Genomic DNA, 10,702 nt, shown 5'->3' on the forward strand with positions numbered 1-10,702 from the left:
TGAGCCGAGGAAACGAAATTGTTATTAAATACAGGCCTTCTCATAAGGGCGCGAATACCCATATGATGGGAAAGATAAATTGATACCCTGTGAGGCCGAATGACCGCGACTAACCCGCTTCTTGCAAAATGGACCACTCCTTTCGAATTGCCGCCGTTTGATACGATCAATGCCGATCATTATCGCGAGGCTTTTGATGCAGCGCTTGTTGAAAATGAAGCAGAAATGGTGGCGATCGCTGAAAACGGCGATGCTGCGACCTTTGCAAATACCATTGAAGCGATGGAGCTTTCAGGAGAAAGCTTATCAAAAGTTGCGGGCACGTTTTTCAATCTATCAGGCGCAAATACCAATCCTGATTTGCAGGCGATTGAGCGCGATATGGCGCCAAGGCTTGCAGAGCACTCTTCCAAAATAATGTTAAATGCCGAGTTGTTCGCGCGGGTGAAAACCTTGTTCGAGCAGCAAGAAAAATTGTCGCTGACACCAGAGCAATTGCGCGTTTTAGAACGCACCCACTCCAGCTTTGTGCGTGCGGGTGCAAATCTTGAGGGTGAGGCGCGCAGTGCGATGGCTGAAATTACCAAGCGTTTAGCAACTCTTGGCACGTCGTTCTCGCAAAACATGCTGGCTGATGAAAGTGCTTATGAACTGGTTTTGGAGAAGAAAGAAGATTTGGACGGATTGCCAGACTTCTTGGTTGCAGCCGCCGCGTCTGCCGCCAATGAGCGTGGCCATGAAGGCAAGCACGTCATCACGCTTTCACGCTCGTTGATTGAGCCGTTCCTGCAATTTTCATCCCGTCGTGATTTGCGCGAAATTGCTTTTAAGGCGTGGTCTAGCCGTGGCGAAAATAACAATGAGAATGACAACCGCGCCATCATCGCCGAAACGCTGACCCTTCGTGAGAAGCGAGCTAACTTGCTTGGTTTTGATACGTTTGCTGATTTTAAACTCGATGACCAAATGGCGAAAACACCGGATGCTGTGCGTGATCTTCTTGTGCAAGTTTGGGAGCCAGCGAAAGCCAGAGCCAAGCGCGAAGCGGATAAGCTAAAAGCACTCGCCACTAGCGAAGGCGCGAACCACGATATTAAACCGTGGGATTGGCGCTATTATTCTGAAAAAGTACGCAGCGCAGAGCATGATTTGGATGAAGCGGAAATCAAACCCTATCTCCAGCTAGAAAACATCATTCAGGCAGCGTTTGATACGGCAGGGCGCTTGTTTGGCTTATCGTTTAAAGAACGAACCGATGTGCCCGTCTACCATGACGATGTGCGCGCCTTTGAGGTGATGGACCGTGACGGCAAACATGTGGCAATGTTCTTGGCGGATTATTTTGCGCGATCATCAAAACGCTCTGGTGCATGGATGAGCGGTTATCGTAGCCAGCAAAAATTGAAAGACGATATCCGCCCGATCATCGTCAATGTGATGAACTTTGCCAAAGCACCTAAAGGCGAAGCGGCGCTGCTTACCTTTGATGATGCTCGCACATTGTTCCATGAATTTGGCCATGCCCTGCATGGCATGTTGTCGAATGTGACCTATCCATCGATTTCAGGCACCAGCGTTGCGCGTGACTTCGTTGAGCTTCCAAGCCAGTTGTTTGAGCACTGGTTGGGCGAAAGTGACATTCTGTCGAAATATGCGGTGCATTATAAAACAGGCGAGGCGATGCCAGATGAATTGATTGAGCGCATCAAGGGTGCAGAAACTTTCAACCAAGGTTTTGCAACGGTGGAATATGTCTCATCAGCATTGGTCGATTTGGAGCTCCACACCATGCCTGCAAAAGACGCACAGGATGTGGGACAGATTGAAAAAGACATTTTGGCGAAGATCGACATGCCGGATGAAATCATCATGCGACACCGCACGCCACACTTTGCTCACGTGTTTTCAGGTGACGGCTATTCTGCCGGTTACTATTCGTACATGTGGTCCGAGGTGATGGACGCAGACGCCTTCCAAGCCTTTGAAGAAACAGGCGACGCCTTTGATGGTGCAACGGCAAAACGCTTGCTAGAGAATATCTATTCAACAGGCGGCAGCAAAGACCCTGCCGAGCTCTATGTCGCGTTCCGTGGCAAAATGCCTGAGATTGATGCGCTGCTTGAAGGACGTGGTTTGAAAGACGTCGCTTAAGGCTTTGTAGAGTGGGTGAGGGCCTGTTGGCCCTCTCGCTCAAACGCTCGGTGAGGCTGCCGTGAACACGCGGATATAGTCACCGGGGCTGGAAGCGGCCCAATTGACCCAAACGCGGAACGGGTTTTCTTTGTCGATCCAAACGCGGTCTTCCCATTCAAGCCCGCGCAAAATTGGGTTTAAGTAGGTGACGTCCGTGTTGGCTAAAAAGTCTGAAGCTTGCAAGGTCCATGTGCTCGTGGCGATCCCCAAAACGGCGGCGTCAAATTCTATGTAGCCGAGCTGGCTGGTGCCATATTCAGGATCGAAAAACACGTAGTGGCTTGCGACAATCGTTCCTTTGGGAATGAGTGAACCTTGCGGGCCGATGTCGACTGCAAGAGCTTTCGGCAATACGATGTTTTGGTCTTCATCAAAGACATAAAGATTGTGGTCTTGATAGGTGTCGTTGCCAACGACAATGTCTTTGCTTGGGTGAAGTTTTACGAATGATCCGCGATTATAACCGCCGGTCACCTCACCACTTAGCGCAAAGGCGTGGCTTTGTAGGCAGGCGCTTATTAGAAATAATAGTGAAAGAATATACCGCATGATAACTTCCCTTCATCTAAGGGAGTTTATCATTTCTAGGGTGCGCTGGGCAGGGCGGCTCAATCAGATTTTAGTGAGGCTAAGCCGCGTTGAACTGCTGGCCTTGCAATTCAGAGCGCAGTTCAGTGAAAGCCGTGTTGACCTGCTTGAACATGTCATTCATGTAGGTTTCTACTTCTGGCGGTAAACCCACGCTTGAAACCGTGTCTGGGTGATACTGTTTTGCCAATTTGTGAAACGCGATTTTTGCATCATCAAAGGTACACGTGCGGGCAACACCTAAGATCGTATAGGCATCTGTAAAACGCGATCCTGTGGTGTTTGGAAGAACGGGTTTCTTCAGTGGCTCGACAGGTTCAACATAGGAAATTTGATGCTTGGCAACATATTTACGCTGACCATCTTTTGAATAAAACTCAAGAAACGGGGTCGGCTTTGAAAGCATGCCGTCTAACGACGTTATGTTTTGTCCAAGAGCGATTGCGCCACGAATTGTTGCGCCATCTAACATTCGGATTGAAACTTCAACTGTTTTACCATTTCCAGTGAACATCGCTAAATTCCTAATATGCAGTACGAATTTCATAATTTAATGATAGTTTTTGTACGTGGAAATTATTAATTCCAACTGAATATATTCATCGCATTTGATAAGAAAATGTCGGTTTACGAACGTAATTCAGCACGGGCAGAATTGAACTCTGCACCAAATAGGATGAGGGCGGAGATTGCGTAGAGATAAACAATCGCAATCATCGTGCCTGCCAAACCTGCATAAAGGGCCGTGTAATTGGCGATGGTTTGCAGATAAATCGCGAAAAGATGCGAGCCGCCAATCATGCCGATAATGGTGAGTGCAATGCCCGGAGCCATTTCACGCAAAGGCCGCCGCCCATTGGGTAGGAATTGATGAAAGGCAATGAGCGTCAGGATCAATACGGAGATAGCGACCGCATATTTTACTAAGCCGACGGTGAAACTGAAGTTTTCCAAAAAGGTCATGCGCTCGATTAAAAAAGCCCAAATAATCGGCGTGCCAATGAGGATGATCGCCGCAATAATCAAGCCGAAAGCGCCGCTAATGACAAACAAAACACTTTGTAATCGCCGCCATAAAAAGGGGCGGTTTTCGGTGATTTTATAAGCACGGTTTAAACCATCCCGCGCACTCTCAATGCCGTTGGTCGCGAGAAAGAGGCCGATAAAGGTACTGACAGAAAAGAACTCGACCGCGCGTTGGTTGACGATAATCTTTATCTGCTCCGCAAGCGGCCTTGCCGCATCTGCGGGCCAATAACCAAGCACCAAATTAAACACCTCATCCACCAGCGCTGTATCTCCCCAAATACGAAGGAGAGAGGCGACAAGCATGAGGAATGGAAAGAGCGACAAAAGCAGAGACAAAGCGACATTGCTCGCAATCGCGGTGCCGCCATCATCGTTGAACTTTTGCATAGCGCGCCAAAGCGTTTTTAAAAAATGAGGCATGAGGTGGGTGCTTTTGCGATTCGATATGCCCCTAATGTAGGCGGCATGAGATAAAAACCCAATTTAATAAACCCGTTGGGGAAAGAAGGCGATGAGCTTTCTATTCGTGGTGGTTTGGTTGCTGGTGACAAGGCAGTCACAGTAAAGTCGATCACCAAGATTGACGGCCCCACCCGCGTCTACAACCTAGAAGTAACCTCCCTAGACGGCCAAATCACGCACAACTATTTTGTTGGCGAAGATGAAATTTGGACGCATAATTTAGGTAAGAAGACGTGCGCAGTGCTAGAGTTTGTCTTTAATTTGCACTTAGAACTTGACGGAGACCCAGAAACAAGTGGGAAGCGTAGACCACAGCAAAATCCTCCAAGTGTATCGGGTCCAGAAATTTGCGATACACCGAGTGGAGGTGGTAAGAACCGACCAAAGCTACCCAATTTTACGACCATTTCTAAGACAAATGTTGGCGGAACCTTTGGAAACCTACGATTTTGAGGTGAAATATTGAGAAAATCATACGTAGAAGAAAGACGAAGTTTTATAAAATTAGGCGCAGAGCATGCTTTAAAAAAATATCCGAACAATGTTGAATGGGAGCATTATGCGAAAGGTATTGATCTTTTATGGGATGAACCATTTCAGATAGAAAATATCGATAAAGCAATTGCTCAGTTTAAAAAGTGTGATCTGCCTCATGCCGCATTTGGAATTTTTGATTGTTATGAGATTTTGGACGATAAAGAGAATAGTTTAAAATATTTAGAGAAATTTAGACGTTATGATAAAAAATGTGAAGCTTCTTACTGTCTACACTATGCATTAGAATTTCTAACAGATGATGATGCTGATAAACTGGTTTTGCTGAAAAAATCTGCCAAATTGGGAAATTACTATTCTAAAAAAATTCTCGTTATGAGATATAATCTAAATTTTAAGCGGCTTAGAGTTTTAAAGAACGGTATTTTTCTTGCGTACTTGCTTGCAACTAATCCGCTTGATGTTCGTTTGTTTTAATTATGACTCTTCAATTATCGACCCATAGCAACCTTGCGAAAAGTATCGGAGCTGTGGTGGTTTAAGTAAAAACAAATCCTTATCTATGTCAGCCACAAAAAATAAATAGATTTGATGAATGAGAAATGGATAGTTTTTACGGGTAAAGGCTGCCCGCAAAAGCTGGCGATGAGCTTTCTATTCGTGGTGGTTTGGTTGCTGGTGACAAGGCAGTCATCGTTCAGCCCATTGCGATAATCATTGTAAGGCGCAGAATTTCGCACCTGCCTTAGAAAATTCTCATTTGATACCTATCTAAACTCCAACACGATCACGGAGTAGTATCATCATGCGTTTTTTACAAATATTTTTGGCAATCACAATGTTCGCGGGCTTTGCTGATAAGGCCCATGCGGCCAGTTCTGTTCAAAAGGTTGGGCTTGCGTCGTTCTATTGGCAGGACCAGAAGACGGCGAACGGTGAGCAATTTGATAAGCATGATTTAACGGCTGCTCATAAGACATTGCCTTTTGGCACATTGTTGAAAGTGACGCGTGTGAAGACGGGTAAATCTGTTGTCGTGCGCATCAACGACCGTGGTCCGTTTATCAAAGGGCGTATTGTTGATTTGTCTTTGGCGGCCGCGCGAGAAATTGGTTTGACCCGCAAGGTTGGCGTTACAAAGGTAAAAGTAGAGATCGTTGGCAAGACCGCCGCGCGCAAGTAACAAACCGTACATTTTGTTATTTGAAAACAATGCTCTGCATCCCCATCTATAAGATATAGCCCTTAAATTGAAATTTATGGCATAGCTGCATGTTGGTCTGAGATCATCGTGCAAGCGGTGCCATTTAACGGGGTTAAGCAACACTTGGAGAAAGGATGGTCCGCATGGGGGATTGCTAGGGAATAGAGTTTTATTTTTCGTTTTGGAATGCAGCCTTGTCTGGCTGATATACTATCTTTACGCGCTGTTGGCCGAGCAAGAAATTTCTATCGCCGCCTTAGCGCTCACACTCATCATTGTCGACAAACTCGTCGATTTAGTCCGCGTTTGGCTCACCCCAAAAACAGGGTGTGATCAATGCGATTGCTGATGTTTTGAAAACAATTCGGACGGGCTTAAGCAACGGCTCTTGAAAGGGCGCATTGCGACCACAGATCACTCAAGGCGCTGACCAGATGGTTGATGTCTTGGTCTGTGTGCAATGGCGATGGCGTGAAGCGAAGGCGCTCGGTGCCTTTTGCGACTGTTGGATAATTAATCGGCTGAACATAGATGCCGTAGTTATCAAGCAGATGATCGCTGATCCATTTACATTTTACCGGATCACCTACCATCACTGGCACAATGTGGCTCGGGTTTGGTATGTGTGGAATGCCTTTGGCATCAAGCGCTGCGCGAAGTTGTGCAACGCGTTGCTGGTGGGCGTCACGTTCGCTTTGGCTCTGCTTTAAATGCTGAATACTGGCTGTTGCACCTGCTGCAATGCTTGGCGGTACCGCGGTGGTGAAAATGAAGCCAGAGGCGAAGCTGCGCACAAAATCGCACATTGCTTTTGAGCCACTGATATAACCGCCCATCACGCCGAATGCTTTGCCTAGCGTGCCTTCAATAACGGTGATGCGATCCATCAAGCCTTCACGCTCTGCAATGCCGCCTCCGCGTGGACCATAAAGGCCAACGGCGTGAACTTCATCGATATAGGTCATGGCGCCATGTTTGTCGGCCACGTCGCAAATTTCAGCAATCGGCGCGATGTCGCCGTCCATTGAATAGACGGATTCAAAGGCCACCAATTTCGATGTATCTGGATCCGCTTCGCTCAACAGACGGTCGAGGTCTTCGGGGCTGTTGTGCTTCCAGATTTTGCGATTTGCTGTTGAGTGGCGCATGCCTTCAATCATGGAGGCGTGGTTTAGCGCATCAGAATAGATCGTGCAGTTTGGCAGTTTAGTCCCAAGTGTTGAGAGCGCTGCCCAGTTGGATACATAGCCAGAGGTAAAGAGGAGCGCGTCTTCTTTGCCATGCAGGTCTGCGAGCTCTTGCTCAAGCAGAACGTGGTTGTGGTTGGTGCCAGAAATATTGCGCGTGCCACCAGCGCCAGCGCCGCAATCATCAATGGCTGCATGCATCGCGCTTGTTACTTTTTCATGTTGGCCCATGCCGAGGTAATCGTTAGAGCACCAAACGGTTACTTCCTGCTCGCCATTTTCAGTGAAGCGCGTCGCACGAGGAAAGCCGCCCTTATGGCGTGAGAGATCAGCAAAAACGCGGTAGTTACCTTCCGCTTTTAGATCGTCCAAAGATTTTTCAAAAAATGCTTCGTAGTCCATGCTCGTCCTCATTTTCTGACAGCATTTATAACGCTCTGGCGCTGGATGAATAGAGCTTGATGTCGTTTCACCAATATTTTCGTTTCCTGATTGATCACATTCCTGCCATCTAAGTTGTTTGATACGTGAGAAACTCACGATTTGTCATATTTTTCAGTTCTAGCCCTGCGCATTGACGCACAGTGAATTGCCGCTTGAAGACGACATTTATATCACTGAAAACTAGGTGTAAGACCGTATCGCATTTGATTATTTAATCTGCTAAGTTAAATTAATCAGGTGGAGTGACGTCTGATTATTTATTGTTTTGTCGGAAATTTTCTTCCAATAGGCAGGACAGAAGGGCGCCCGACTGTGTCTAAATCGCCTACCAAATCTTCTGAATTTAAAGACGAAGCGAAGCATGAAGAAGTGCGTCAATCGGTAGGGTCTCAATTGCCAATGAAATCGGCTAAGACGGTTTTGAGCTCTCTTGAAAGTACGATCAAAAAAGACGTTATTCCAAATTTATACAGTCAGTTTGGTCCTGGTATGATCAGTAGGAAAAAGCGCAGAACATCGCTTTTGTCGTCTGCTATCCGTGATATTTTGAACGAGCCTTATGAGGCACCTCAATTTGATGCGGATTGGTTTTCGACGCGGGAAGATTTTGATGATTTGGTTCATTGCTTGCGAAACGATGATGATGCAGGTGCTTTGAATATCCTTGATCGAGTGAGCGAGCGCGGCGCTAATTTTACCGACATTGCGTTGGGGATCATTACTGAGGTGATGGTTCTGTTTAATTATCAATGGGAAACGGATGAGATTTCGTTTGTCGATGTTACGCTCGCCTCAAATGTGGTGAAGCGGATTTTGCGAGATTTTGTCTATAAACATCCCCCGATTATGCCGCCCGCTCATCTATCAAAGATGGCATTGATTACTACCTTGCCGGGTGAAGATCATAATGTAGGTGCGCAAATCATTGAACACACATTGGCTGGAAGCGGGTGGGTTGCCTCGTCGCATTCGCCGAGTTCGACCCATGATTTATCCGTAAAAGTACGTAGAGAATGGTTTGCTCTGGTGGGTATTTCCGTTACTGAATCTAGGTTATTGAAGCAGTGTGCTCGCGTTGTGGAGGATGTACGCGCTAACTCACAAAACCCCGATGTTATCATCATGGTTGGTGGGCGGGCGATTAGCCAGAACTATGATGAAGCACAATTAATTGGTGCTGATGTGACTGCACTTGATGCCAAACACGCCTTGTCGATTGCCGCCAAAATTGACCGTGTTCTGCTTGAAATTCCCGAAGTTGACGGTAGCGAAGTCAGGTTGAAAACACAATGGACGAGCGTGTCCCGCGATTAAAGGCACCAAAGTTTACAAAGCCGGATAAGGCATTTGATGGGCTGGGCTCTACTCAGTTGATGGATATCGTTCTTGCGACATCCGACCTAACTTTGATCGTTCAACCTAACGGTACAATTGTCGATACAGCGTTTTCCGATGGCAGTATATTCGAAGATATTGGAAAGAGTTGGCTGGGTTCTAAGTGGCAAGAGACGGTTACAGACGAAACCCGCATTAAGGTCGAGAACCTTCTTGGTGATGAAACCAAGGATGGCCAACTGGCATGGCGGCAAGTAAATCACTTCACGCAATCGGGCGATGATGTTCCCGTCAACTATGCGATTGTCGGAAAAAATGGCGATGGATTGCTCATTGTCGTTGGACGAAATTTGCAGGAAATAGCGCAAGAACAACGCCGCTTAATGAATGCCCAGCTTTCTATGGAACGTTCCTACGTGCGTCTTCAATCAAGCGAAATGCGTTACCGCCAAATCTTCCAAATTTCGAATGAAGCGATGCTTGTTGTTGACGGTCACTCGCTCAAAATTTCAGAAGTGAATATTGCTGCAACACGCCTTTTTGGTGGGGTCGGCACAAAGCTTGAAGGTCGGAAAATTCGTGATGTTTTGAAAGCATCAAATGTGGATGTTGCCGATGTGTTGATGCAAGCCGCTCTCACGGGTGATCCGGTGAGCGATGTTATGATTGTTGATCGCGAAGAGCATAAATTTACAATCAGCACTGCGATGTTGAGAGAAGATAATACACCTTTATTGATCGTTCGCCTTTCGCACACAGATACAAACGCGGCCACGATGATTGGTGTTGATGGTGCATCTGATCTAAGCGTTATTCAAACCATGCCTGATGGTTTTGTCATGGTGAATGCTGACGAACGTATCGTGTCGGCCAACTCTGCGTTTTGCGCGCTATTGCATGTTTCAAATGTAGAGCGTTTGTTGGATGAAAAATTTGATGGTTGGTTTGAGCGGTCTGGTGTTGATTGCAATGTGCTGATGACGAACTTGAAGAAATACAACAAAGTTCGCCGCTTCTCGACTAGCTTGCGTGGTGAAACAGGAATGGTTGAGAATGTCGAAATCAGCGCTGTTGAAGTGTCTAACGGGAAGCTTCCTCTTTATGGGTTTATTGTGCGGCCTGTTGGTATGACAGACAGGCAAACGCCGGCGAATGAGGGATTACTTCCTCATTCGGCAGAGCAACTAACTGGCCTTGTTGGACATATGTCTTTGAAAGAGGTTGTGCGTGAGACGACTTCTGTGATCGAGCGACTATGCATTGAAGCCGCCCTTGAGCTAACCGACGATAATCGCGCTTCCGCTGCCCAACTTTTGGGCCTTAGTCGCCAGAGCCTTTATGATAAACTTGGTCGCTATAACAACGACGAATAAGTTGTTAAGCCTGCGCAATGGCGGCCCAGATGATCATGCCATGAATTGCGCATAACAGGGTGGCAGCTAGAGCTGCGACGATTATGACAACACGCAGTTCTGTTGGAACTTGGGTGTTAAAGGGCACAATGAAAAGCGTGATAACACTGCTTAAAACAAAAAAGCGGCCAACTGGTTTGCCCAGTAGCCGCCTTTTTCTTGATCGCTTTTGGTATCAAATGACCCAGTCACTTAAAAAGCCTCTTAGTGTGAGATATTTAACAATGATCTCTGCTGCTTCTTCTGGTGTTTGGTCGACCGTGTTGATCGTTATTTCCGGATTATCTGGCGCTTCATAAGGACTATCTATGCCTGTGAAGTTTTTAATTTCACCAGCACGAGCCTTTTTGTAA

Annotated in this window: 11 protein-coding genes; 6 read left to right on the forward strand and 5 right to left on the reverse strand. The window is 46.7% G+C overall.

Features of this window, described 5'->3' with window-relative positions:
• Positions 1-99 precede the first annotated feature (99 nt).
• On the forward strand, positions 100-2,151 hold the full coding sequence (locus ABJO30_01055) for a M3 family metallopeptidase (GenBank protein MEP3231395.1): 2,052 nt from the start codon (positions 100-102) through the stop codon (positions 2,149-2,151).
• Positions 2,152-2,190: 39 nt separating this feature from the next.
• Here ABJO30_01055 and ABJO30_01060 read toward each other — a convergent pair whose 3' ends face one another.
• The 3 genes from ABJO30_01060 to ABJO30_01070 all read right to left on the reverse strand — a co-directional run bounded on the left by ABJO30_01060 (position 2,191) and on the right by ABJO30_01070 (position 4,230).
• On the reverse strand, positions 2,191-2,742 hold the full coding sequence (locus tag ABJO30_01060; protein ID MEP3231396.1) for a hypothetical protein: 552 nt from the start codon (positions 2,740-2,742) through the stop codon (positions 2,191-2,193).
• A 79-nt stretch (positions 2,743-2,821) separates the two neighbouring features.
• Positions 2,822-3,295 (reverse strand): J domain-containing protein, encoded by a 474-nt coding sequence (locus ABJO30_01065; protein MEP3231397.1) that lies wholly within the window; start codon positions 3,293-3,295, stop codon positions 2,822-2,824.
• A gap of 113 nt (positions 3,296-3,408) precedes the next feature.
• The gene (locus ABJO30_01070; GenBank protein MEP3231398.1) at positions 3,409-4,230 is read right to left on the reverse strand and encodes a YihY/virulence factor BrkB family protein; all 822 of its coding nucleotides are present in this window, start codon (positions 4,228-4,230) and stop codon (positions 3,409-3,411) included.
• 75 nt (positions 4,231-4,305) lie between these two features.
• Here ABJO30_01070 and ABJO30_01075 point away from each other — a divergent pair, with 75 nt between their 5' ends.
• The 3 genes from ABJO30_01075 to ABJO30_01085 all read left to right on the forward strand — a co-directional run bounded on the left by ABJO30_01075 (position 4,306) and on the right by ABJO30_01085 (position 5,950).
• Positions 4,306-4,725 (forward strand): hypothetical protein, encoded by a 420-nt coding sequence (locus ABJO30_01075; protein MEP3231399.1) that lies wholly within the window; start codon positions 4,306-4,308, stop codon positions 4,723-4,725.
• A gap of 9 nt (positions 4,726-4,734) precedes the next feature.
• A complete protein-coding gene (locus tag ABJO30_01080; protein MEP3231400.1) occupies positions 4,735-5,244 on the forward strand; it encodes a hypothetical protein in 510 nt (169 codons plus the stop codon).
• A 328-nt stretch (positions 5,245-5,572) separates the two neighbouring features.
• On the forward strand, positions 5,573-5,950 hold the full coding sequence (locus tag ABJO30_01085) for a septal ring lytic transglycosylase RlpA family protein (protein ID MEP3231401.1): 378 nt from the start codon (positions 5,573-5,575) through the stop codon (positions 5,948-5,950).
• Positions 5,951-6,345: 395 nt separating this feature from the next.
• Here ABJO30_01085 and hemA read toward each other — a convergent pair whose 3' ends face one another.
• On the reverse strand, positions 6,346-7,560 hold the full coding sequence (gene hemA / locus ABJO30_01090; protein MEP3231402.1) for a 5-aminolevulinate synthase: 1,215 nt from the start codon (positions 7,558-7,560) through the stop codon (positions 6,346-6,348).
• 354 nt (positions 7,561-7,914) lie between these two features.
• Here hemA and ABJO30_01095 point away from each other — a divergent pair, with 354 nt between their 5' ends.
• Together ABJO30_01095 and ppsR are read left to right on the forward strand one after the other, a co-directional pair.
• The gene (locus ABJO30_01095) at positions 7,915-8,916 is read left to right on the forward strand and encodes a cobalamin-dependent protein (protein ID MEP3231403.1); all 1,002 of its coding nucleotides are present in this window, start codon (positions 7,915-7,917) and stop codon (positions 8,914-8,916) included.
• Complete coding sequence (gene ppsR, locus ABJO30_01100) at positions 8,892-10,310, forward strand: transcriptional regulator PpsR (protein MEP3231404.1); 1,419 nt, start codon at positions 8,892-8,894, stop codon at positions 10,308-10,310. Before ABJO30_01095 ends, ppsR begins: the two co-directional genes overlap by 25 nt.
• A gap of 214 nt (positions 10,311-10,524) precedes the next feature.
• On the opposite strand, the gene ABJO30_01105 is transcribed toward ppsR, so the two are convergent.
• On the reverse strand, positions 10,525-10,702 hold a 178-nt coding region (locus tag ABJO30_01105; protein MEP3231405.1), incomplete at its 5' end, for an adenylyl-sulfate kinase.

This window comes from Hyphomicrobiales bacterium (assembly GCA_039973685.1).
Lineage (GTDB): Bacteria > Pseudomonadota > Alphaproteobacteria > Rhizobiales > JACESI01 > JACESI01.